Origin of the sequence: Xenorhabdus sp. SGI246 (genome assembly GCF_040838225.1) — a bacterium.
Taxonomy (GTDB): Bacteria; Pseudomonadota; Gammaproteobacteria; order Enterobacterales; family Enterobacteriaceae; genus Xenorhabdus; species Xenorhabdus indica.
Genome location: NZ_JBFPEZ010000043.1, coordinates 25,548 through 47,954, shown reverse-complemented (window position 1 = coordinate 47,954; position 22,407 = coordinate 25,548). Strand labels below are relative to the sequence as shown.

At 40.8% G+C, this 22,407-nt stretch carries 22 protein-coding genes; 13 read left to right on the top strand and 9 right to left on the bottom strand.

The annotated features are described in order from the left end of the window. Positions 1 to 124: 124 nt before the first annotated feature. From sapA to fabI, 6 genes are all read left to right on the top strand, one after another. Positions 125 to 1,885, top strand: a complete 1,761-nt coding sequence (gene sapA, locus ABLA85_RS11190; protein WP_367964103.1) for an ABC transporter substrate-binding protein SapA — start codon at positions 125 to 127, stop codon at positions 1,883 to 1,885. Beyond that, on the top strand, positions 1,882 to 2,847 hold the full coding sequence (sapB, locus tag ABLA85_RS11185; protein ID WP_367964100.1) for a putrescine export ABC transporter permease SapB: 966 nt from the start codon (positions 1,882 to 1,884) through the stop codon (positions 2,845 to 2,847). Before sapA ends, sapB begins: the two co-directional genes overlap by 4 nt. Then, the gene (sapC, locus tag ABLA85_RS11180; RefSeq protein ID WP_367964097.1) at positions 2,834 to 3,721 is read left to right on the top strand and encodes a putrescine export ABC transporter permease SapC; all 888 of its coding nucleotides are present in this window, start codon (positions 2,834 to 2,836) and stop codon (positions 3,719 to 3,721) included. The genes sapB and sapC overlap by 14 nt, the downstream gene beginning before the upstream one ends. Continuing rightward, entirely contained in the window at positions 3,721 to 4,713 is a 993-nt protein-coding gene (sapD, locus tag ABLA85_RS11175; RefSeq protein ID WP_367964094.1) for a putrescine export ABC transporter ATP-binding protein SapD, read from the top strand. The genes sapC and sapD overlap by 1 nt, the downstream gene beginning before the upstream one ends. Next, complete coding sequence (gene sapF / locus ABLA85_RS11170) at positions 4,714 to 5,523, top strand: putrescine export ABC transporter ATP-binding protein SapF (RefSeq protein WP_367964092.1); 810 nt, start codon at positions 4,714 to 4,716, stop codon at positions 5,521 to 5,523. 180 nt (positions 5,524 to 5,703) lie between these two features. Continuing rightward, positions 5,704 to 6,492, top strand: a complete 789-nt coding sequence (gene fabI, locus ABLA85_RS11165) for an enoyl-ACP reductase FabI (RefSeq protein WP_367964089.1) — start codon at positions 5,704 to 5,706, stop codon at positions 6,490 to 6,492. A gap of 125 nt (positions 6,493 to 6,617) precedes the next feature. Here the strand turns inward: fabI and ABLA85_RS11160 are convergent, their stop codons facing one another. The 5 genes from ABLA85_RS11160 to anmK form a co-directional block, all read right to left on the bottom strand. Next, positions 6,618 to 7,127: a hypothetical protein gene (locus ABLA85_RS11160; protein WP_367964087.1), complete on the bottom strand. Its 510-nt coding sequence runs from the start codon at positions 7,125 to 7,127 to the stop codon at positions 6,618 to 6,620. Between the two features lie 527 nt (positions 7,128 to 7,654). Beyond that, on the bottom strand, positions 7,655 to 8,533 hold the full coding sequence (pdxY, locus tag ABLA85_RS11155; RefSeq protein WP_367964085.1) for a pyridoxal kinase PdxY: 879 nt from the start codon (positions 8,531 to 8,533) through the stop codon (positions 7,655 to 7,657). Between the two features lie 125 nt (positions 8,534 to 8,658). Beyond that, positions 8,659 to 9,930, bottom strand: a complete 1,272-nt coding sequence (gene tyrS / locus ABLA85_RS11150; RefSeq protein WP_367964083.1) for a tyrosine--tRNA ligase — start codon at positions 9,928 to 9,930, stop codon at positions 8,659 to 8,661. 203 nt (positions 9,931 to 10,133) lie between these two features. Next, on the bottom strand, positions 10,134 to 10,787 hold the full coding sequence (pdxH, locus tag ABLA85_RS11145; RefSeq protein WP_367964081.1) for a pyridoxamine 5'-phosphate oxidase: 654 nt from the start codon (positions 10,785 to 10,787) through the stop codon (positions 10,134 to 10,136). A gap of 41 nt (positions 10,788 to 10,828) precedes the next feature. Next, complete coding sequence (anmK, locus tag ABLA85_RS11140) at positions 10,829 to 11,941, bottom strand: anhydro-N-acetylmuramic acid kinase (RefSeq protein WP_367964079.1); 1,113 nt, start codon at positions 11,939 to 11,941, stop codon at positions 10,829 to 10,831. Positions 11,942 to 12,275: 334 nt separating this feature from the next. On the opposite strand from anmK, the gene ABLA85_RS11135 reads away from it, so the two are divergent. Then, positions 12,276 to 12,749, top strand: a complete 474-nt coding sequence (locus tag ABLA85_RS11135) for a glycine zipper 2TM domain-containing protein (RefSeq protein ID WP_367964076.1) — start codon at positions 12,276 to 12,278, stop codon at positions 12,747 to 12,749. Positions 12,750 to 12,828: 79 nt separating this feature from the next. Here ABLA85_RS11135 and slyA read toward each other — a convergent pair whose 3' ends face one another. Further along, the gene (gene slyA / locus ABLA85_RS11130) at positions 12,829 to 13,266 is read right to left on the bottom strand and encodes a transcriptional regulator SlyA (protein WP_038265702.1); all 438 of its coding nucleotides are present in this window, start codon (positions 13,264 to 13,266) and stop codon (positions 12,829 to 12,831) included. 699 nt (positions 13,267 to 13,965) lie between these two features. After that, on the bottom strand, positions 13,966 to 14,205 hold the full coding sequence (locus tag ABLA85_RS11125; protein WP_367964074.1) for a DUF1289 domain-containing protein: 240 nt from the start codon (positions 14,203 to 14,205) through the stop codon (positions 13,966 to 13,968). A gap of 260 nt (positions 14,206 to 14,465) precedes the next feature. On the opposite strand from ABLA85_RS11125, the gene gloA reads away from it, so the two are divergent. Together gloA and rnt are read left to right on the top strand one after the other, a co-directional pair. Then, entirely contained in the window at positions 14,466 to 14,873 is a 408-nt protein-coding gene (gene gloA / locus ABLA85_RS11120; protein ID WP_047681426.1) for a lactoylglutathione lyase, read from the top strand. 125 nt (positions 14,874 to 14,998) lie between these two features. Continuing rightward, positions 14,999 to 15,655 (top strand): ribonuclease T, encoded by a 657-nt coding sequence (rnt, locus tag ABLA85_RS11115; protein ID WP_367964072.1) that lies wholly within the window; start codon positions 14,999 to 15,001, stop codon positions 15,653 to 15,655. 174 nt (positions 15,656 to 15,829) lie between these two features. On the opposite strand, the gene ABLA85_RS11110 is transcribed toward rnt, so the two are convergent. Further along, positions 15,830 to 16,171 carry a Grx4 family monothiol glutaredoxin gene (locus ABLA85_RS11110; RefSeq protein ID WP_367964071.1) on the bottom strand — a complete coding sequence of 114 codons (342 nt, stop codon included), beginning with the start codon at positions 16,169 to 16,171 and terminating at the stop codon, positions 15,830 to 15,832. Between the two features lie 365 nt (positions 16,172 to 16,536). On the opposite strand from ABLA85_RS11110, the gene sodB reads away from it, so the two are divergent. Beyond that, complete coding sequence (gene sodB, locus ABLA85_RS11105) at positions 16,537 to 17,115, top strand: superoxide dismutase [Fe] (RefSeq protein ID WP_367964069.1); 579 nt, start codon at positions 16,537 to 16,539, stop codon at positions 17,113 to 17,115. A gap of 531 nt (positions 17,116 to 17,646) precedes the next feature. Further along, complete coding sequence (purR, locus tag ABLA85_RS11100; protein WP_367964068.1) at positions 17,647 to 18,672, top strand: HTH-type transcriptional repressor PurR; 1,026 nt, start codon at positions 17,647 to 17,649, stop codon at positions 18,670 to 18,672. Positions 18,673 to 18,675: 3 nt separating this feature from the next. Here the strand turns inward: purR and punR are convergent, their stop codons facing one another. Next, positions 18,676 to 19,584 (bottom strand): DNA-binding transcriptional activator PunR, encoded by a 909-nt coding sequence (gene punR / locus ABLA85_RS11095; RefSeq protein WP_367964066.1) that lies wholly within the window; start codon positions 19,582 to 19,584, stop codon positions 18,676 to 18,678. Between the two features lie 123 nt (positions 19,585 to 19,707). On the opposite strand from punR, the gene punC reads away from it, so the two are divergent. Together punC and cfa are read left to right on the top strand one after the other, a co-directional pair. Then, positions 19,708 to 20,886 (top strand): purine nucleoside transporter PunC, encoded by a 1,179-nt coding sequence (gene punC / locus ABLA85_RS11090; RefSeq protein WP_367964064.1) that lies wholly within the window; start codon positions 19,708 to 19,710, stop codon positions 20,884 to 20,886. A 318-nt stretch (positions 20,887 to 21,204) separates the two neighbouring features. Further along, entirely contained in the window at positions 21,205 to 22,356 is a 1,152-nt protein-coding gene (cfa, locus tag ABLA85_RS11085; RefSeq protein WP_367964061.1) for a cyclopropane fatty acyl phospholipid synthase, read from the top strand. Positions 22,357 to 22,407 lie beyond the last annotated feature (51 nt).

Below are 22,407 nucleotides of genomic sequence, written 5' to 3'. Positions count from 1 at the left end.
CAATAGTGATTGTAAAGTATTTTATTGAGAATTTTTCTCACTATAGTGATCCGCCCGTTGTTTTTGAGCAAGAAGGGGGAGTTAAGTTACAATAGCCAGACTTTTCCTATAACTGATGTTTTATATGCGCTATTTGATTTACTGGATCATATTATTGTTTTCAGCATCCACTCTGGCTGCTGAGACAGCTATTCCAGAAACGACTAAAGCTACTGTCAAAGTGACTCATGGACATATATCAGAAGGTATATCTTATGTTCCGGCAGCCCTGCGGCAAAATGGCTTTATTTATTGCGTCAACGGTAACCTAAGTACCTTTAACCCCCAAATGGCTATTAGCGGCCTGACTGTAGATACTCTGGCCGCCCAGATTTATGATCGTCTACTGGGGGTAGACCCTCTAACTTATCGTTTAATGCCAGAATTAGCTTCTCGCTGGGAAGTAAAGGATAACGGAGCAACATACCGTTTTTACTTACGTCATAACGTTGCTTTTCAATCAACTGCCTGGTTTACTCCGACCCGTACGATGAACGCTGATGATGTTATCTTCAGCTTCCGCCGTTTATTCGACAAAACGCACTATTATCATTATGTCAATGGCGGGCATTACCCCTATTTTGATAGCTTACAGTTTGGTGATTCCGTTCAGGATATCCGAAAAATCGATAAATATACTGTCGAGTTCCGCCTGAATGCGCCTGATGCTTCTTTTCTCTGGCATTTAGCCACTCATTATTCTCCGATATTATCTGCCGAATACGGGCAGAAACTGCATCACATAAACAGGGAGGAGCAAATTGACTGGCAGCCCGTCGGGACAGGGCCATTCATGCTGGAAGATTATCAGATGGAACAATATATCCGTCTCGTCCGGCATGATAACTATTGGAAAGGTAAGCCATTGATGAAACAATTCGTTGTAGATACCGGAGCGGGTGGTACAGGCAGAATATCCAAATTACTCACTGGTGAATGTGACGTATTGGCCTACCCAACGGCTAACCAATGGAGTTTACTCCATAGTGATCAGAACCTACGCCTGACTTTACGTCCAGGGATGAACATTGCTTATCTTGCATTCAATACCAGTAAACCGCCATTAGATAAACTGGAAGTGCGTCAGGCCATTGCGTATGCCATCAATAACCAAAGGTTGATGCAAGCTATCTATTATGGCACGGCTGAAACTGCCGCATCTATTTTACCAAGAGCATCGTGGGCTTATGATAATCGTGCTGAAATCACCGAATATAATCCGGCAAAATCCCGCAAGATACTCCATAAATTGGGTTTAAATGGGTTGGAACTGACATTGTGGGTGCCAACCACTTCACAGTCTTATAACCCAAGCCCTTTGAAAATGGCAGAGTTGATTCAGGCAGATTTGGCGCATGTCGGTATTAACATGTCTATCCGCTCTGTTGAAGGCCGTTTTCAGGAAAACCAATTAATGGACAAAACCCATGATATGACGTTAGCGGGTTGGTCTACTGACAGTAACGATCCTGATAGTTTTTTCCGCCCGCTTCTCAGTTGTGCAGCTATCGCATCTCAAACAAATTTGAGCCGTTGGTGTGATCCGACATTTGATAATGCAATCCACCAGGCACTGTTAGATCAACAACTCGCGTCACGTATCAAAAGTTATCATATAGCACAACAAATCCTTGCCCAACAATTACCTGTATTACCACTAGCTTATCCAATGAGATCACAGATATTTCGTTATGATATTAAAGGATTAGTTCTGAGTCCCTTTGGCAATAGCTCTTTTGCCGGTGTTTACCGAGAGCAGGAACGCTATATATCTACTGGACATACATCTACTGAACATATATCCACTGAACTTACGCCTGCTAAAAACGAAAAGGGAAGTAAATGATTATTTATATTCTGCGTCGTTTGCTATTGCTGGTTGTGACGTTATTTTTTCTCTCATTAATCAGTTTTAGTCTGATGTATTTTACTCCTCATGGACCTTTGAGCGGTGCATCACTGATTGATGCCTATCTGTTCTATTTTCACGGTCTGCTACAATGGGATTTTGGTATTTCCAGCATTAATGGTGAGAGAATTGTTGAACAACTGTACGATGTATTTCCGGCAACTCTTGAACTTTGTCTGCTTTCGTTCACTCTGGCATTATTAATGGGTATCCCTTTAGGGATTATTGCTGGTGTATGGCGAAATAAAAAGGCAGACAAAATTATCAGCACGCTTGCACTGTTTGGTTTTTCTATTCCTGGGTTTTGGCTGGCTTTGCTACTCACTCTCTTATTTTCACTGCACTTAGGTTGGTTACCAGTATCAGGAAGGATTGATTTATTGTACCGAATGGAACCCGTAACAGGTTCCGCATTGATTGATGCCTGGTTATCAGAAAGCCCTTATCGTCATGAAATGATCATGAATGTCATCCTGCATATGATCTTACCTGTTATCACACTGTCAGTTGCTCCGATGACTGATGTTATTCGCCTGATGCGTAATAGTGCGGAAGAGGTTTCAGCATCCAACTATATAAGATCTGCTTCCATTCGTGGCTTATCAAGACTGACGATTATCCGTCGTCATTTACTGCATAATGCCCTGCCCCCCATTATCCCCAAGCTAGGATTACAATTCTCAACCATGCTCACATTAGCTATGGTCACGGAACAAGTCTTCAATTGGCCGGGATTGGGGCGTTGGCTTATCAGTGCCATTCGTCAGCAGGACTATTCGACTATCTCTGCGGGTGTGATGGTGATAGGCACTTTAGTTATTTCAGTTAACGTGCTGACAAATATTATTGGCGCGATGGCTAATCCCTTAAAACATAAGGAATGGTATGCCCTTAGATAATTTTTACCGTGAAAAGAAAACGCCTTCGCCCCTAAAAGTTATCTGGCGTTTTTTCTATGCTGACGCACTGGCAATGACGGGTTTTTATGGCGTACTGATTTTGATTGTCTTAAGTCTTTTCGGTAACCATATTGCTCCATATCAGCTTGATCAGCAATTTATCGACCAGTTGATGCCTCCTTCATGGTCACATTACGGTAACGTTGCCTTTTTTCTTGGCACAGATGATCTTGGGCGGGATATTTTCAGTCGGTTATTGATTGGCACTTCTTCTACTTTTGGTGCAGCGCTGATCGTGACTACAGCCGCGGCCATTGTCGGATTATTTATCGGTAGCCTTGCTGGCATTACACATGGGTTAAAATCTGCAATTCTGAACCACATTCTTGACACTCTACTTTCTATTCCCTCACTGTTATTGGCTATCATTGTGGTTGCTTTTGTGGGAGCCAGTCTGCAACATGCAATGATTGCTATCTGGCTGGCCTTATTACCAAGGATCGTACGGACCATTTACACTGCTGTACACGACGAGTTGGATAAAGAATATATTATTTCTGCCCGTTTGGATGGCGCTTCAAATTATCATATTCTACGTTATGCCATTTTTCCGAATATTACTGCTGTGATAGTCAGTGAATTAACGCGTACTTTCTCGATTGCCATCCTTGATATTGCAGCCTTAGGTTTTCTCAATCTTGGTGCACAATTGCCATCACCTGAATGGGGAGCTATGCTCGGTGGATCACTGGAATTAATCTACACTGCCCCCTGGACAGTGATGTTGCCCGGCGCAGCGATTATGCTCAGCGTCCTGCTGGTTAATTTACTTGGTGATGGCTTACACCGCGCTATTAATGCAGGAGTCGAATAATGCCATTACTCGATATCCGTAATCTTACAATTGAATTCATGACGGCAGAAGGCCCTGTCAAAGCTGTTGACAGGATGAGTATTTCGTTAACCGAAGGTGAAATACTTGGACTGGCTGGTGAATCAGGTTCTGGTAAGAGCCTCATCGCCAAGGCTATCTGTGGTGTCACCAAAGATAACCTTACAGTTACCGCAGATCGCTTCCGCTTTAATGATATTGACTTATTGCGCTTGACACCAAAACAGCGCCGTAAAGTTATTGGTCACAATATTTCAATGATATTTCAAGAACCCCAATCATGCCTCGATCCATCGGAAAGTATTGGTAAACAACTTATTCAATCTATTCCCGGCTGGACATTTAAAGGTCGTTGGTGGCAACGATTTAATTGGAAAAAACGTCGTGCTATTGAATTGCTCCATCGGGTAGGTATCAAAGATCATCATGACATTATGAACTCTTATCCTTATGAGTTAACCGATGGAGAATGTCAAAAAGTGATGATTGCCATTGCACTTGCCAATCAACCAAGATTGCTGATTGCCGATGAACCAACCAATGCAATGGAACCAACAACGCAGGCCCAAATATTTCGTTTACTATCGAGCCTGAATCAAAACAACAACATGACGATTTTGTTAATTAGCCATGATCTGCAAATGATGAGTAAATTGGTAAAGCGTATCAACGTATTATATTGTGGTCAAACGGTGGAAAGTGCTACACCTGATGAGTTGCTGGTCACTCCTCGTCATCCTTATACACAGGCATTGATCCGTTCGATTCCTGACTTCGATAGCCCACTCCCCCATAAAAGCCGCCTAAACACCCTACCCGGTGTGATTCCATCATTGGAACATTTGCCGATTGGATGCCGTCTTGGGCCTCGTTGTCCTTATGCCCAAAAGACTTGCATTGAAACGCCACGATTGCGGGGAGTCAAAAGTCATACTTTTGCCTGTCATTTCCCCTTGAACATGGAGGAACAATAAGTGGTCGAGACATTATTGGAAGTTAAAAACCTGACGAAAACATTCCACTATCGTACCGGATTTTTCCGCCGCCATTATCTTGATGCCGTGAAGCCCGTAAGTTTTACTTTGCAGCCCAGAAAAACGCTGGCGATTATCGGGGAAAATGGCTCAGGCAAATCCACACTGGCCAGAATGCTGTCAGGGGTTATCGAACCTACATCAGGTGAAATCTCGATCAAAAATCATAAACTGGTTTATGGAGACTATAGTTACCGCAGCCAGCTCATCCGTATGATTTTTCAAGATCCCAGTACGTCATTAAATCCCCGTCAACGGATTGGTCAAATTCTGGATATGCCTTTGATCTTGAATACAAAACTTTCTCCTTCTGAACGGGAAAAACGCATCAATCAAACATTACGCCAAGTCGGACTACTGCCCGATCATGCCAATTATTACCCACATATGCTGGCTTCAGGTCAAAAGCAGCGTGTAGCATTGGCACGAGCACTAATATTACAACCTCAAATTATTGTTGCTGATGAAGCATTGGCTTCTCTTGATATGTCTATGCGTTCCCAGATTATTAATCTGATGCTGGAATTACAGGAGAAACATGGTATTGCCTATATATATGTCACACAACACCTCGGTATGATGAAACATATCAGTGATCAGGTGTTGGTCATGCATCAGGGGAAAGTCGTAGAGCGCGGTAATACAGCCGAAGTGCTGGCCTCTCCATTACATGATATTACACGCAAGTTGATAGCCAGCCATTTTGGCGAACCGCTGTCCGCCGAAGCATGGAGACAGGATATCACTTGATATTATTGGGTAGATTTTAATCAGTGATCGGAACAGCAGTGGAAACTCACCACATTTTTTTCCAGCGTGGTAGAATCATGCCCATTTATTAACAATGAATACCCTAGTTATAGTGAGTATATTATTATTCTATAATATTAACTTTGGTATTTTGAACATTAAGAACAATAAGGAACTGCTATGGGTTTCATGACCGGCAAGCGCATTCTAATCACTGGCGTCGCCAGTAAACTGTCTATTGCCTATGGAATTGCTAAGGCAATGCACGATCAAGGTGCTGAACTGGCTTTTACCTACCAAAATGACAAATTGAAACCTCGTGTCGAAGAATTCGCTGCTTCATTGAATTCGAACATCGTTCTGCCATGCGACGTGGCTAAAGATGAAAGTATCGACGCATTGTTCGCTGAACTAGGTAAAGTATGGCCTAAATTCGACGGTTTTGTTCACTCTATCGGCTATGCACCTGCTGAACAACTTGACGGCGATTATGTCAATGCCGTCAATCGTGAAGGCTTCAAAATTGCACATGATATCAGTGCATACAGCTTTGTTGCGTTGGCAAAAGCCTGTCGCAGCATGCTGAACCCTGACTCAGCCCTGCTTACCTTAAGCTATTTAGGTGCAGAGCGTGCAATCCCTAACTACAACGTTATGGGATTAGCAAAAGCGTCTCTGGAGGCAAATGTACGTTACATGGCAAATGCTATGGGTGCTGAAGGTGTTCGTGTTAATGGTATTTCCGCAGGCCCAATCCGTACTCTGGCCGCGTCTGGTATCAAAGACTTCCGTAAAATGCTGGCACATTGTGAATCTGTCACGCCTATCCGTCGTACCGTTACCACAGAAGATGTGGGTAATGCTGCTGCATTCCTGTGCTCTAATCTGGCTGGTGGTATTACCGGTGAGATCCTGCATGTTGATGGCGGGTTCAGCATCGCTGCCATGAATGAACTGGAATTGAAATAATTTCGGTAAATAGCAATTGATATCACATTGAGAGTATAGTTCCATCGCTAATTAGCGCATTTTAACAAGCCCCGTTATGGGGCTTTTAAATGTTCAATAGGAAATAAACGATCAATTTCCTTCAGTTATCGAACAAACTTATCGCCATCAAACTTCATTTTTATATTCAGATTTTCTCTATGCAAAATAACGGGCTTGTCTAAACAATCTTCTCCTCCACACGTTGCTTCTTGAATAGAGCCAGAAGGACAAAACGAAGTCTCAATTGTCCAAATCCACCCTCCATCCGACGGGTAAACTTCAAATTTCACCTTACATTCTGGTGGGCGTGGAGGCATGTTATTTCCATTATCTATGCTCCATTCTATAAATTTATCTGTCTGAAAACATCCTTCAAGAATTCCATTTTGATCTGTAATATCAAAACTTACTGCTGGATGTAACCCTAAATATACTACACCCGGACCTCTCTGAGTTATGCACTTTGAATCATTCCTACCAACCACAAGCAAAGACCCTGGAGTTCGAGAGATATTTTCCATACTCACGTGATAAGTTTCAGCAGCCAACACTGATTGTGAAGTTAAAATAAATAAGGACAAGACGATACCAAATAAAAAATTAATAATTTTCATGTCATTCTCCCTATGATGAAATTATTCAAAATATTATGGGGCGCTATTACTTCACCGTTAATGAAATACTAAGATGATAATTGCTATATCATGTAGGTTATTTACCTATCCGCTTTAGTATAGATAAATGTTTCTGATTACTATAATTCAAAAGCCAGCAGACAATTAAGGAGGATTAATATGTTCCCTCTATTGCCATGTTGTAAATTCTATCTATCAATGCGTTAAAAGAAGAGAACCCTAAAATTTATTATAACTTATTGATTTTTTAATCTAAATTAATCATTAAGAACCGATAAAGGAAATATACTTATGAGCGGACTGCGAACATATACAACAGACGCAGGCTTGTATGATAGATATTATTTTGAAAAGATGCTTTTCAAGATGACTTGATACTTTGATATATAAGATTCAAAAAGGGGCAGCTACTCGCCCCTGTCCTTATTTTGGTTGTTCAGGCCAGCCAAACGTGGATAACCTGATGTTCACTCTGTATGGACGCACCGCTATATTTAACGTTGTAACTATCTGATTTGCACGGCGCTAAATTTATGGGTTGGGGTTACCATCTTATCCTGAGCAGCAACAAGCTGTAACTCAAACTCTCCTCTTTTTTGCGTTTCCAGCATGACTTCATAAACTCCTGCGGTAACATGTTCCAACGCAGCCTGCAATGCTGAATTTGTTAAAGACGGGCTTTTCAGTAGGTTAACGAGGAATAAGCCACTGGTTAAGTCACCTATTCCGACGGGTTGACGTTCACCCGTATCGATCAATGGCCGGCTGATATGCCAGCTATTTTCTTTAGTTACCAGCAACATTTCGAAATTATCTTTTCGGTAGCCTGCACGACTAAGATGTTTAACTAAAACAATTTTAGGACCTTTTTCACACAGTAAACGGGCTGCGGATATTGCTTGTTCTACCTCTTTGATTTCCCGCATAGTGAGTGTTTCAAGTTCCAGTAAATTAGGGGCAATGATGTCACTAATAGGTAACGCCTTTTCAGTGAGGAATTCGGCCACTCCCGGAGCAACAATACACCCTTTTTCCGGGTGTCCCATAACAGGATCACAGAAATACCATGCCTCAGGATTAGCTTGTTTAACCTGTTTCACGATATCAAGAATATAGTTTCCCTGCTCCGCCGAACCAATATAACCACTCAGTACAGCATTACAGGATGCTAATTTATTAATTTCACCAATTCCCTGCACAATCTCAGCCAGATGCTCCGGCGGCATCACACACCCGCGCCATTGTGGATATTGAGTATGGTTAGAAAACTGAACCGTATTTAATGGCCATACGTTCACTCCCATACGACACATCGGAAAAACAGATGCACTGTTTCCTGCGTGACCAAAAACAACATGAGACTGAATTGAAAGAATATTTTTCATGATAAGGCCTGGTTTATTATCTTAGAAGTGATGCTTAAAAACCATGTTTAAGAACCATAAATGGCTTAACAGGCTGATATTTTAAGGGCAACAGTAACGTTGCCCTTTAGTCACACTTTTATGAATTATTTCCAATTAATGAGGCAATAATGTTTTTTACCACGACGCAGTAAAGTATAACGTCCAAACAGACGGTCATTATCGGTAAACACATACATAGGCTCAGACTGTTTTTCACCATTAACGGAAACCGCATTGGAGCTGATCATGGTGCGCGCCTGCCCACGGGAAGGAACAAATTCAGCGGTCACTAGAGCCTGTTGCAAATCAGCATCCTTCTCAAGTTCAATTGCCGGCATGCCATCCTGCGCTAATTGTGCAAAATCATCTTCGGTCAAATCAGCGACTGCGCCAGAGAACAAACTTTCAGTAATACGTTTCGCCGCAGTAAAACCCGCTTCACCATGTACCAGCCTGGTAACCTCTTCGGCCAGAACATACTGAGCACGCGGAGCTTTACCGCTGCTCTTATCTTCTTCTTCCAACGCATTGATTTCCTCAATGCTCATGAAAGTAAAGAATTTCAGGAAACGATACACATCAGCATCTGCTGTGTTAATCCAGAACTGATAAAATTTATATGGGCTGGTTTTCTTAGGATCCAACCAAACTGCTCCACCTTCTGTTTTACCGAATTTGGTGCCATCAGATTTAGTAATCAGAGGTACTGTCAAACCAAATACTTGTTTCTGATGCAAACGGCGTGTCAAATCGATACCTGAAGTAATATTGCCCCATTGGTCTGAACCACCGATCTGCAATTCAACACCGTATTTTCCATTCAGGTTAGCAAAATCATAAGATTGCAATAGGTTATAAGAAAACTCAGTGTATGAAATACCAACATCATCACGGTTCAGGCGCTGCTTCACCGCTTCTTTATTGATCATCTGGTTAACGGAAAAGTGCTTGCCTATATCACGCAGGAAAGTCAGTACATCCATTTCGCCAAACCATTCATAATTGTTGGCTAATTCTGCACCATTCTCACCTTCAAAATCGAGGAATGGTGAAACTTGTTTACGAATTTTTTCAACCCACTCTTTGACAGTTTCTTCTGTATTTAATTTGCGCTCCACAGCTTTAAAACTCGGATCGCCAATCAGACCTGTCGCTCCACCTACCAACGCTATCGGCTTATGCCCTGCCAGTTGGAATCTTTTTAAACACAGCAAGGGAACCAGATGGCCCAAATGCAAGCTGTCAGCGGTAGGATCAAAGCCGCAATAGAGAGAGACCGGACTTTGCGCCAGTCTTTCCGCTAACGCCTCTTCATCCGTTACCTGGGCAATAAGGCCCCGCTCTTGCAGTTGTTTAATCAGGTTATTGCTAGACATCAATGACTCCATCGGTTTGTATTCTGTAGTTATACCCTTTGTCTTTCAAGTTGCAGGCTTTATCGATTGTGTTCACTGACTGCTGCACTGCAACTTGCAATCTATTAGGCATATATAGTTGTCACAATTTGCTATAAATCGCGCGCTATAGCATAAAACGCCAGTAATATAAGTGCCAGTATTAAAAATGGTAATTGATACAGTTAAGGCGCCAGACGATCAATATGCCACTCATCTCCTTCACGTTGGTACAGAAAACGATCATGAAGACGATTAGCACCTCCCTGCCAAAACTCTACTGAATCAAACTCAACCCGGTATCCCCCCCAGAAACTGGGTAACGGCACTTCGCCATTCTGGAATTTCTGTTTCAACTCTAGGAACTTACCTTCTAAAATACTTCTGGCAGAAATACGAGAAGATTGTTGTGAAGCCCAAGCTGCTATCTGACTATCTTTCGGACGGCTGTGAAAATATTTCACCACTTCAACAGGTGATAAACGCTCAGCTTTTCCCAGGAAACTAACCTGTCGCTCAAGCTGATACCATGGGAAATGGAGACTAATACGGTTATTTTGAGCTAAATGTTTCGCCTTCCGACTGCCAAGATTGGTATAAAACACCAGGCTACGGGTATCAAAGTGTTTCAATAAAACAATACGCTGATAAGGCTGACCATGCTCATCAACCGTCGCAATACACATTGCTGTTGGATCGCTGAGTTTGGCTTCACAAGCCTGTTTGAACCACAGTCCGAACAAATCCATCGGCTCTTTAGTAAGATCTTTCCGCCGTAATCCACCACGCATATATTCGCGGCGTAATTCTGCTATATGAGTTTCATTATGCTCTGACATTTTTAGCTCTCGATTCCTGAATGAGTATCAGCATAACATTGTTATCTATCAGCAACAGGATAAATTGCTCCTAAAATTGTTGCCCTGTCGGCACCCGTTACTGATGGTAAGTTACCCGGCAGCCCAGACATTGTACGGAATGCCAGCCAGGCAAAAGCTAATGCCTCCATATCATCACCACTCAATCCATATTTATCTGTTGTAGCAACTTCAGTATCAGGCAACAAAGCAGATAATCGGTGCATGATGAGCGGATTTCTGGCACCACCACCACAAACCAACAAACGTTCACAACCATTATTCAGTAATACCTGTTCGGCAATACTGACTGCCGTTAGTTCAGCAAGAGTGGCTTGCACATCCTCTGGTTTAATATCAGGAAAATCAACTAATTGTTTTTCCAACCATGCCATATTAAAGTATTCACGCCCCGTACTTTTCGGCGCAGTACGCGCGAAGTAAGGATCAGACAACATTTTCTGTAGTAAATCCTCGTTGACGTTCCCTTCACCCGCCCATTGCGCATCTTTATCATAAGGCAGTTGTTTATGACGCCATGTCCAAGCATCCATCAGCATATTCCCCGGCCCGGTATCGTATCCTTTGACAGCAGAATTTGGCAGAAGCGCAGAGATATTGGCAATACCACCAATATTAAGAATTACACGCCTTTCTGTCGGATGCCCAAGTACCGCCATATGGAATGCGGGAACTAAAGGTGCTCCCTGACCACCATACGCCATATCGCGACGACGAAAATCTCCTACAGTTGTAATGCCCGTCAATGCTGCTACACGGTTATTATCACCGATTTGCATGGTAAAAGGTTTTTCACCGTCCGGTTCATGCCATACAGTCTGACCATGACACCCAATCGCTGTAATATCATTTACAGTTAACCCGGCTTTATCCAATAATCCTTTTACTGATTCAGCAAAAAGCGTCCCCAGTTCATAATCAAGCTGCCCAACTATTGATAATGTTGTTTGCTGCCCCTGACAAATAGAAAGTAATTTTTGTTTAAGTTCCTGAGGAAATGGATGGCTATAACTTTCCTGCTGTGTAACCGCCTTATCACTAATCTCTGCTAAAATAACATCAACTCCATCCATGCTGGTGCCTGACATCACACCAATATAACGTCCTGACTTCATAAATATTCTCCTATTTAAAGAATGGATTACATTTGTAAATAAATACCGTGTAACTATAAAACACATTGATTTGGACTATATATGCTTAACAAGCAATATAAGAGATAAAATCTGAGTTTTGGAGGACTCTTCACAAAACATGCTAAACTTTTGGTCAAGAATTATTCCTATTGGAGTTCATCGAGAAATTTATTATATATTTAGAGATAAGCCATTAGTGTATAGAATAAGTAACTCGCAAAATTATTATGCTTGTTACTGACCATAATAGCTGAATGCTTGGTTGTAGGTTTATTATCAGTTTTCCCCCGTAGCATTAAAATTAGGAGTAACTATGTTCAAACGTTTCCTGGTTGGTGCAGTTGCAGTGACAACATTATCCGGATGTGCTGACATGGGAGCACTTTCCAGCGACACCTACTCAATCGGTCAAGCCAAACAAATTCAAAACGTTGCCTATGGCACTATTCTGTCTGTCCGTCCGGTGACTATTAAAGGTGGTCAGGCTGGTAACCCGAATGTGCTAGGTCTGATAGGTGGAGCTGTTTTAGGTGGATTGCTAGGAAATACCATTGGTGGTGGTTCTGGTCAAAAGCTTGCAACAGCCGCAGGTGCTATTGCTGGTGGAATGGCAGGTCAAGGAATTGAAGGTGTTCTCGATAAAACAAAAGGTGTGGAGTTGGAAATTCGGACTGATAGCGGAAGGAATATCGTTGTGGTACAGAAGCTGGATCAGGTTGTATTCAATAAAGGGCAACGAGTTAAAATCGTCGATAGTGGTAATTCGACAACGGTTTCACCTATTTAACATCGTTCAAATATGTTTAAACAGAAAATCGCGGAACTGAATCTTGGTAATCCGTGATTTTCTGTTTATCGATTAATTTTTATATTACCTGTTTATGTAATTGGTTAATATTTTTTTCGATTTTTTTTATTACAGAAGCAAGCAGAATTAACTCATCATGAGTAATTCCCTCCAAAATTTCTTTCCTCGTCGAACCAATAACACTATCCACTTCTTTGATAAAATTTTCCGATTCTTCGGTTAATTTGATTCTTTTGGCACGCCTGTCATTAGCACATGTGTGCCTTGTAATGAGTTTTTTTTCTTCTAATTGATCTAAAGTTCTTACCAAGGACGGTTGTTCGATACCAATAGCTTTCGCAAGTTGTATCTGTGACTGCTCCGGTGGTAATAGACTAATATTATACAGAGTAACCCAATGTGTTTGAGTTAATTTCAACGGTTTCAAACGATGATCAATTAAAGCGCGCCAAACACGAACTAAACGTGCCAGGTCTGATCCCAATGTCAATTCCAATTACCCCTCCTTATAATTAGAGACTCATATAACATCAATGAATTATCCAATCAGTTTATTCATATGAATAATGGATACGCATCCTATATCACGCTCACATAAGTAGAGTCAGATATTTCACTAATTACTTAATGAGTGCCGCGTTGGCCTGTTACTTACGTTTCACAAACAAAAATAAAGTTGACATCTTCGTTGCCCTAAAAAGCGAAGTTTTACGGCGCATCGAATAAAATCGCGCATTAATCCACCAACGATATAAACTGTATAAAATAATCCTTCAGCTAAACTATTAAGATTTTAAATATCAATGAAACAAATACAAACTCTAAAAAATAGACATAGTACCACTCGGCTAAAGTTCTATAAGAATAACCGCCATCCAAATACTAATCTATATATTTTTACATTAATATCATTTTTCTCTTACAGTTACAGCCAATAAAACGACAAAAACCATTAAAAACAACAAGATAAATAATTAGCGTGATTATTGTTCAATAATTGATTATTTGATAAGAAAATTTTACCGAAAGGCTTTAATTAGTCAACTGTTATAATATTTTTAAATGACCTATATCAAATAAAAGATATGTAACATGAATAAAATGTCATTTTTATCACGGTAAAACTTCCTAACCTTATGGAAAATATGAAATATTATTCATATAAACAATTTCCATTAACAGTTAAGATGAAGAATCAAAATAATCCAAGCTGTTTTGATGGAGCACCTTCATCATGTTCTTTATTTCTACTCATTCGCAGATATCTATCACGACATAACCGCAATACTTCTCTTTTTTGTCCGTCTGATAATTTCATCCACATAAATCGCTCCTCCCTACTGCGATAACATCCCCGACAGAAACCACGAGTATCAGATTCACAAATCCCTTTGCAAGGGTTAGGAATAGCAAAAAACTCTAATTGCTCAGCCATGTCATCCTCCTGCACTCAAAATTACCTAGATAAATATCTATGACAGAATTGCAACATTACCCAGATTAAATTCAAGCCAAATATTGAACTACAAAAAGAGTAATGGTTAGAAACAAAATAGATGAAAGGACGAATTGAATTACTTTATCTTTACCATATATAGTTAATCAAACACATGCAGTCAGAGCGCGAAATTTCACCACTACGTTATTTCGCGATATCGCCATTTGATTATAAGACCATAAATTCAAGAGGTAATCATGCGTCTACTTCATACAATGATCCGTGTTGGCAATATGCAACGTTCGATTGATTTTTATACTAAAGTGATGGGTATGCGTCTACTTCGTACTAGTGAAAATCCAGAGTATAAATACTCTCTCGCTTTTGTAGGTTATACCGATGAAAGTCAAGGTGCTGTCATCGAACTGACCTATAATTGGGGAGTCGAAAATTACGAAATGGGAACAGCATTCGGTCATATCGCGTTAGGCGTTGATGATGTTGCAGCAACTTGTGAACGTATCAAACTTGCTGGTGGAAAAGTCACTCGCGAAGCAGGTCCAGTTAAAGGCGGAACAACGATTATTGCTTTTGTTGAAGATCCTGACGGTTATAAAATTGAGTTAATCGAAAACAAAAGTGCCACCAGTGCATTAGGGCGTTAATTATTTCTCTCTACAAAAGGGCATTTTGCATGCCCTTCATTTCTCAACTAGATAGATATTACTTCTGCAAGACACCGTAAATTTTGTCATAATATCCGCTATCCTGAAGTTAAGAACAAAATCAGATGCCTAATACAAAAGATCAAAACAAACTAAGCGGACGTTTTCGTGGCTATTATCCCGTTGTCATTGATGTAGAAACTGCTGGTTTTAATGCACGAACAGATGCTTTACTCGAAATCGCTGCAACTACTTTAAAAATGGATGAAGAAGGCTGGCTGGCACCTGCTGATACGCTACATTTCCATATTGAACCCTTTGAAGGAGCCAACCTTGACCCGGCAGCTTTAGCATTTACAGGTATCGACCCTACCAACCCATTACGGGGAGCTGTCAGTGAATATACAGCGTTACATGCTATTTTCAAAATGATCCGCAAAGGCATGAAAGACAGCCATTGCAACCGCGCAATTATAGTTGCCCACAACGCCAGTTTTGATCACAATTTTGTCATGGCGGCAGCAGAACGCTCCGGTTTAAAACGCAATCCATTTCACCCTTTTGCCACTTTTGATACTGCCGCATTGAGTGGATTAGTGCTAGGCCAGACAATTCTGGCTAAAGCTTGTATTACGGCAGAAATACCTTTTGATAATAATCAGGCACATAGTGCTCTGTATGATACAGACCGGACTGCCCTGCTTTTCTGCGAATTGGTTAATCGCTGGAAACGGCTTGGTGGTTGGCCATTGGCTGTGTCAGATCCCGATAATGAAACCTGATAAACTAAGAGCCTATCTCATTAGGCTCTCAGTCTATAACTCTATAACAATTATCACCCCATACCTGTTGCCACAACCTAACATTGCCATGAAATATTACCGTCAATAAATATGATTATTAATGCTAATTGTGTATGGGGCTTTGTTGATTCAAAACTTCACTGAGACAACAAATTACTGACTGTCGCTCTGCTCACGGTATTTATCCGCAGTCTCTTTGAGCAGAACCTGCAATTCACCACGTTGATACATTTCGATCAGAATATCACATCCCCCAATTAACTCACCTTCAACCCAAAGCTGAGGGAATGTTGGCCAGTTTGCATATTTAGGCAACTCTGCGCGGATATCAGGGTTTTGCAGAATATCTACATAAGCAAAACGTTCACCACAAGCAGACAAAGCCTGAACTGCCTGAGCAGAAAAACCACAGCTTGGTAGTTTTGGCGAACCTTTCATGTACAGCAGGATTGGGTTTTCTTGAATCTGGCGTTCGATTTTCTCAATTGTCGTCATTTTTACTTCCTTAAACGGCAGGCGCTGTTTATCAGCATCAGAAAAGATTGATTCAGAATACCACTTTCTGATGCAGATTTGCTACCGTGAACACACTCCTGCAAATTTTTTGTTCTGAACAATAAGTTGTAACTGGTTGATATTTTCATCCTTAATAAATATTAAAATCAGTAAAATTGAATGCTTCTACGTCAAATCGCCACTAAATAACATCATTTCCCCTGTTAATTAGCAGAAAAATTGTTAAGATAATGACCAAATAAAATAGCAACATGATAATAAGCTAAAATTTGCTCTATCCATGATTAATACACTACAAATCATGGTTTATAAAGCCAAAAACCCGATATTAAAAGGAGTATGCAATGTCTTTTGAATTACCAGCATTACCTTATGCTAAAGATGCCTTAGAACCTCACATCTCAGCAGAAACTCTGGAATATCATTACGGCAAACACCACAACGCTTACGTTGTAAACCTGAATAATCTGATTAAAGATACTGAGTTTGCCGGAAAATCACTGGAAGAAATTATCAAATCCTCTGAAGGCGGTATCTTTAATAACGCAGCACAAGTCTGGAACCACACCTTCTATTGGCATAGCCTGTCACCAAATGGTGGTGGTGAACCAACTGGTAAAGTTGCAGAAGCTATCAATAATTCTTTCGGTTCTTTTGCTGAGTTTAAACAACAATTTACTGATGCAGCACTGAAAAACTTCGGCTCTGGCTGGACATGGCTGGTTAAGAAAGCCGACGGCAGTCTGGCTATCGTCAATACCTCCAACGCAGCAACTCCATTGACTGGTGAAGATAAGCCAGTTCTGACTGTTGACGTTTGGGAACATGCCTATTACATCGATTACCGCAATGCACGTCCTCAATATCTGGAGCATTTCTGGGCTCTGGTTAACTGGAAATTCGTGGAAGAAAATCTGGCTTAATTAACCCGTCAGTTAAAATGACAAGGGTAAGTTTTTCCGATCCAACACACTTAATTTTATTTAGTAAGTGCGCTTTGAGTAGTGAAAAACTTACCTTTACTTGCCGTTAAAGCAAAACAGACAGCATTTCACCTTGATATTGTTTCCCGACCTTGATTAGATCAGGCAAAGTCCCCCCAGAAAAACGATCATGATTAATGCACTACAGGCAGTCAATAATCCCAATTTCAGATCTGTATCCATAAGCCATCCTCACCATGAAAATTAAGACTCTGCGACACCATAAATTTTGTTTGGTTATTTACCTCAGAGGTTAAAAAAACCACACTGTGCTATTTAATGCATATACTTTATAGCATTGATTACTACTTTCACTTTTGCGCTAGATCAGACAAAATTCAGGGTTTATCACTAAATTAGTGCCAGTTATCTTCCTATATATAAATATAATACTGGCAAATGATTAACAAAGATCTATATCCAGATGAAGGGTATACAAATTTAGACCTAAGGTCAGGAGTCCTTTTTATCATGGCAACGATTAAAGATGTGGCCAAACGCGCTGGTGTTTCAACCACAACCGTATCCCATGTTATCAATAAAACCCGTTTCGTCGCCGAAGATACAAAGGCCACAGTGTGGGCTGCCATTAAAGAACTGAATTATTCCCCCAGTGCTGTTGCGCGTAGCTTGAAGGTTAATCACACCAAATCTATCGGATTACTGGCAACTTCAAGTGAAGCGCCTTATTTCGCTGAAATCATCGAGTCTGTCGAAAATAGTTGTTATAGCAAAGGTTATACTTTGATTTTATGTAATTCCCATAACAATCTCGACAAACAAAAAGCTTATCTCGCTATGCTGGCACAAAAACGCGTTGATGGTTTACTGGTTATGTGTTCCGAATATCCTCAACAACTGTTGGGAATGCTGGAAGACTATCGCAACATTCCCATGGTAGTCATGGATTGGGGTGAGTCCAGAGGGGATTTCACTGATGCAATTATCGATAATGCCTTTCATGGTGGTTATTTGGCCGGTCGATATCTGATTGAACGTGGTCACCGTGATATTGCTGCTATTCCTGGATCATTAGCCAGAAATACCGGAGGCGGACGTCATCAAGGTTTCCTCAAGGCGTTGAAAGAAGCCAATATCACTATTCGGGAAGAATGGATTGTTCAGGGGGATTTTGAGCCTGAATCCGGTTATCAGGCGATGTATAAGATCTTAAGCCAAAAACACCGCCCTACGGCCGTGTTTTGTGGAGGAGATGTGATGGCAATGGGGGCGATCTGTGCTGCGGATGAAATGGGGTTACGTGTTCCACAAGATATCTCTGTCATTGGTTATGACAATATTCGCAATGCCCGTTATTTCACACCAGCCCTGACAACGATTCATCAGCCTAAAGAGCGTCTGGGGCAGATGGCTTTTTCCACGTTACTTGATAGGATCATTAATAAACGTGAAGATGCACAAACTATCGAAGTCCATCCGCGCCTTGTTGAACGTCGCTCTGTTGCAGATGGCCCTTTCATTGATTATCGTCGTTAACAATTAATCCTCTTGTAGCCATTCAGCATTAAGTGTTGCACTATCTCCAAGATAATCAAGCAACCAACTTAATGCAGGTGAATGGCTTTTTTGTGACCATGTCAGGCAACATGGGCTATCAGGTAATGGCTGCTCAAGTTCAAGCAAGCTGAGTTTTCCTTGACGAATAAGCGGCAAAGCACGATGTTTGGGCACCATTCCCACACACAGCCCATCCATCAGACAAGCCAACCCTGCATTCCAATCAGGGACAACTAACCGCCGTTGATTATCCAAAGCCCATGTATTACGCTTGGGCAAATTACGTGAAGTATCTTCAAGGCACAAGCTAGGATAATCCCTCAATTGATCATCATTTAATCTTTCTGTTATAGAAGTTAACTCATGCTCAGGACTGACAACACATAGCCACGGCATGAACCCCATGTCCCTGAAACTATACCGTTCCCCAACCGGAGAGGCGCGAGTGGCACCAATAGCAACATCAACGCGCCCATCCACCAGCGCATCCCATACCCCATTAAAAACCTCAGGATAAATAAATAATTCGATATCCGGAAAATGGCGGTAAAAATCCAGAATAAGCTGGCGAGTCCGTTCTGGTTTCACCACTTCATCAACAGCGATACTGAGCTGCCCACGCCAACCATTCGCCACTTGCTGACATTGATGACGAGTATGATACATTTTTTTGATAACAGAACGCGCTTCCTTTACAAAGATAGCCCCTGCCCCGGTTAATTCCACATCGCGATGACGACGTTCAAATAAGGGTACTGCCAACCATTCTTCAAGTTGCTTTATTGTATAACTGATAGCAGAAGGTACGCGGTGAAGTTCTGATGCTGCTGCACTAAAACTTCCTGTTCTGGCTACAGCATCAACAACTTCCAGAGAATATTCAGACCACATATTTCTTCCTTTTAATTTTTTTCACAGCATTATGCAAATAATACCGTTTCACAAGTAAAAATGACGCTATATAAAATAAACCGTATATTTTCTTATCAATTATCACATCGATTTATTGACACAATGACTACAAATAAAAATTCCATACCATTTATGCTTTATCTCGCTGGCCTAAGTATGCTTGGCTACTTAGCTATTGATATGTATCTGCCCGCTTTTGATGCCATGGCAAAAGACTTAGGTACATCAGAAGGGGCTATTAGTGCAAGTCTCAGCGTTTTTCTTGCTGGTTTTGCTGTTGCTCAGCTTTTATGGGGACAACTGTCTGATCGTCTGGGAAGAAAACCTGTTCTGCTTATCGGCTTATCTCTGTTTTGTCTTAGCTGTTTAGGAATGCTTTGGATAACAGATGCAACTCAATTACTTATTCTGAGATTTATTCAGGCTGTGGGTGTCTGTTCTGCTGCTGTTTCCTGGCAAGCTTTAGTCGTTGATAGGTATGACGCTGAACGCACAAAACGTATTTTTGCCATGATTATGCCACTGGTTGCACTTTCCCCTGCCCTTGCCCCTTTACTCGGTGCATGGTTATTGTCACATACAGGTTGGAGAACTATTTTTCTTGTTTTAATGGCTGTAACACTCGTTCTGCTTGTACCAACATTTTTACTGGCAAGTAAACGCGCGCCCATTGATACCAACATTAATGAAAATAAAGTTTCTTTCTTTACCTTATTGAAGTCTTCAACCTTCAGCGGAAATGTGTTGATTTATGCTTCCTGTAGTGCTGGTTTTTTTGCCTGGCTAACGGGTTCACCAACGATCCTGATCAATATGGGTTATGATGCCACAGATATTGGCTTAAGCTATATTCCACAAACTTTGGCATTTATGCTCGGTGGATATGGTTGCCGCATTTTATTGGAAAAAGTCAAAAGTGAAACCATATTTCCAATTTTGCTGATAGGCTATGCTGTCAGCATGGTACTCATCTATTTAGTTGCCCAAATTTATCCTTCTTTCATGCTTATTCTTATTCCTTTCTGTTTTATGGCCGTCATGAATGGTGCTTCTTACCCTATTGCTGTAGCAAATGCACTTTCTGTTTATCCAAAAGACGGCGGTAAAGCGGCTGCATTACAAAATGCTTTACAATTGGGTCTTTGCTTTATTGCCAGCATGTTTGTTGCTATGTTTATGAAAAACCCGCTTCTGTCTACCACAATAGTGATGGTTTTAACCATTATCCCAATGATAATAGGTTATTGTTTGCAAAAGAAAAAAGTAAACAATGATCATTAGTTATATATTAAAAAATTACGCCTAAAAATAATAACTAAGAACATTCTCATATAAAGGTCATACCATAATATGGCCTTTAAATTATTGTTTAAATATTATTTCACTCATATACTCATACAGATTCATTATTCTAAAAAATTCGGAATTTGAGGTTTCTAAAGGCAATGAAGCTCCCTTTAATTTCAGGATGAATCGGCATCTCTGCCTTTGAAACATTTTCTGCTTAATTTCAAGTCAATCCATTTTTGTTTTAGGATAATAAATAACCTATCACAAAGATATACCTCAAAATTCCATCAAACAAATGTTGGAGAGTCTATGAGTTCATCTTTCGTTGAAGGAAAAAAAACCATTACTGACCAGTGGCATAGGATCGCCAATGACTTGCTTCAAGAAGCGGATGTTGAAATCAATGGTAAGCGTCCTTTTGATATACAAGTCAAAAATCCTGATTTTTATAAAAGAGTGTTAAAACAAGGCTCTTTGGGATTGGGTGAAAGTTATATGGATGGTTGGTGGGATTGCGAACGTTTGGACATATTCTTTTATAAAGTCTTAAGAGCAGGCCTGGAACATAGAATCCCTAAAAATATCAAAGATATCCTGAAGATTATTACCACCCGCGTGTTTAATTTACAATCCCCCAAACGCGCTTGGATCGTAGGTGAAGAACATTATGATTTAGGTAATGACTTATTCACGCTTATGCTTGATCCCTACATGCAATATTCCTGTGGTTACTGGAAAGATGCAAATACTCTGGAAGAAGCTCAATCTAATAAGCTCCGGTTAATTTGTGAAAAACTACAATTATCACCGGGCATGACTCTTTTGGATATCGGATGTGGATGGGGTGGGCTGGCCGCCTATGCTGCCAAATACTATGATGTCTCCGTTACTGGTGTTACCATTTCTGTAGAGCAACAGAAATACGCTCAAGACCGCTGTAAAGATCTAGATGTTAAAATCATTCTCGAAGATTATCGTGACCTGAATCTACAGTTTGACAGAATTGTTTCCGTTGGTATGTTTGAACACGTTGGCTATAAAAATTACGCCAATTATTTCGATATAGTACGTAAGAACCTGAAACCTGATGGGCTTTTTTTACTTCATACTATTGGTTCCAATCGAGATAAAGTCAATGTCGATGCATGGATCAGCAAATATATTTTCCCTAATGGCCACTTACCATCAATTGCAAAGATCGCTAAAGCCAGCACAGGAAAGTTCGTCATGGAAGATTGGCATAACTTTGGGGCTGATTATGATCGTACCCTGATGGCATGGTATGAACGTTTTATCGCGAACTGGAGTAAGATAGAAAATAACTACAGCCCTCGTTTCAAACGAATGTTCAGCTATTATCTGAATGCCTGCGCTGGCGCATTCCGAGCCAGAGATATTCAACTATGGCAAGTTATGTTCAGCCCGCATGGAATTGAAAATGGGCTGAGAATTCCTCGATGATACTGTTTACAACAGCTTTCGATAAAGCTGTTGTAAAGCTACAGTGAATAC

Excerpts from the sequence above, each read along its gene's own strand:
- sapA (WP_367964103.1), top strand. The coding sequence starts at position 125 with ATGCGCTATTTGATTTACTGGATCATATTATTGTTTTCAGCATCCACT.
- sapB (WP_367964100.1), top strand. The coding sequence starts at position 1,882 with ATGATTATTTATATTCTGCGTCGTTTGCTATTGCTGGTTGTGACGTTA.
- sapC (WP_367964097.1), top strand. The coding sequence starts at position 2,834 with ATGCCCTTAGATAATTTTTACCGTGAAAAGAAAACGCCTTCGCCCCTA.
- sapD (WP_367964094.1), top strand. The coding sequence starts at position 3,721 with ATGCCATTACTCGATATCCGTAATCTTACAATTGAATTCATGACGGCA.
- fabI (WP_367964089.1), top strand. The coding sequence starts at position 5,704 with ATGGGTTTCATGACCGGCAAGCGCATTCTAATCACTGGCGTCGCCAGT.
- ABLA85_RS11160 (WP_367964087.1), bottom strand. The coding sequence starts at position 7,127 with ATGAAAATTATTAATTTTTTATTTGGTATCGTCTTGTCCTTATTTATT.
- pdxY (WP_367964085.1), bottom strand. The coding sequence starts at position 8,533 with ATGAAAAATATTCTTTCAATTCAGTCTCATGTTGTTTTTGGTCACGCA.
- tyrS (WP_367964083.1), bottom strand. The coding sequence starts at position 9,930 with ATGTCTAGCAATAACCTGATTAAACAACTGCAAGAGCGGGGCCTTATT.
- pdxH (WP_367964081.1), bottom strand. The coding sequence starts at position 10,787 with ATGTCAGAGCATAATGAAACTCATATAGCAGAATTACGCCGCGAATAT.
- anmK (WP_367964079.1), bottom strand. The coding sequence starts at position 11,941 with ATGAAGTCAGGACGTTATATTGGTGTGATGTCAGGCACCAGCATGGAT.
- ABLA85_RS11135 (WP_367964076.1), top strand. The coding sequence starts at position 12,276 with ATGTTCAAACGTTTCCTGGTTGGTGCAGTTGCAGTGACAACATTATCC.
- ABLA85_RS11125 (WP_367964074.1), bottom strand. The coding sequence starts at position 14,205 with ATGGCTGAGCAATTAGAGTTTTTTGCTATTCCTAACCCTTGCAAAGGG.
- gloA (WP_047681426.1), top strand. The coding sequence starts at position 14,466 with ATGCGTCTACTTCATACAATGATCCGTGTTGGCAATATGCAACGTTCG.
- rnt (WP_367964072.1), top strand. The coding sequence starts at position 14,999 with ATGCCTAATACAAAAGATCAAAACAAACTAAGCGGACGTTTTCGTGGC.
- ABLA85_RS11110 (WP_367964071.1), bottom strand. The coding sequence starts at position 16,171 with ATGACGACAATTGAGAAAATCGAACGCCAGATTCAAGAAAACCCAATC.
- sodB (WP_367964069.1), top strand. The coding sequence starts at position 16,537 with ATGTCTTTTGAATTACCAGCATTACCTTATGCTAAAGATGCCTTAGAA.
- purR (WP_367964068.1), top strand. The coding sequence starts at position 17,647 with ATGGCAACGATTAAAGATGTGGCCAAACGCGCTGGTGTTTCAACCACA.
- punR (WP_367964066.1), bottom strand. The coding sequence starts at position 19,584 with ATGTGGTCTGAATATTCTCTGGAAGTTGTTGATGCTGTAGCCAGAACA.
- punC (WP_367964064.1), top strand. The coding sequence starts at position 19,708 with ATGACTACAAATAAAAATTCCATACCATTTATGCTTTATCTCGCTGGC.
- cfa (WP_367964061.1), top strand. The coding sequence starts at position 21,205 with ATGAGTTCATCTTTCGTTGAAGGAAAAAAAACCATTACTGACCAGTGG.